The organism is Mycobacterium sp. E342 (assembly GCF_001667665.1).
Lineage (GTDB): Bacteria > Actinomycetota > Actinomycetes > Mycobacteriales > Mycobacteriaceae > Mycobacterium.
In genome coordinates this window covers 1-599 of the sequence record NZ_LZJM01000273.1, presented here as the reverse complement: position 1 = coordinate 599, position 599 = coordinate 1, and the positions used below count along the sequence as shown (strand labels likewise).

Below are 599 nucleotides of genomic sequence, written 5' to 3'. Positions count from 1 at the left end.
GATGCCGACGTACTTGGTTCTGAGTTCATGTTGATGGGCGTGGTGGATGGATTCACGCCGGGGTTCGACTTGCCCGAGCCGTTCGCCGGCGATCCCGAATTGCGGCACGACTTGGCCATGGCCTACGTGGACGGGCTCGTCCATCTCGCCGAAGTCGACTGGCGGGCAAGGGCTCTCGATGGGCTCGGGAAGCCGGAGGGATTCCTGGAGCGCCAGGTGCCGCGGTGGTTGGCTCAGCTCGACCGCTATCGCACACGCGACCTTCCCGAGCTGGACTTCCTTAGTGACTGGCTCACCGCCAACATACCCGCGATGAGCCCGGCAGCGATCATTCACGGCGACTACAGTCCGTTCAACGTCATGGTCAGCCCGCAACCGCCCGCTAGGCTCGCCGCAATCGTTGACTGGGACACCGGCACCATCGGTGATCCATTGCTCGACATCGGACATCTGCTGGCGCGCTGGACGGAGCCGGGTGAGGAACCCGTTATCACCCTCCAGGCTGGCGGCGCCGACGGCTATCCGACTCGCTCCCAAATGGCGACCCGTTATGCCGAGCGCACCGGACGTGATCTCTCGGCGCTGCCCTACTACGAGGC

Annotated in this window: 1 protein-coding gene; it reads left to right on the top strand. The window is 64.6% G+C overall.

Annotated features, from left to right (window positions below):
• Positions 1-39 precede the first annotated feature (39 nt).
• A partial coding sequence (locus tag A5692_RS21610) for a phosphotransferase family protein (protein ID WP_231984401.1) occupies positions 40-599 on the top strand: 560 nt, incomplete at its 3' end.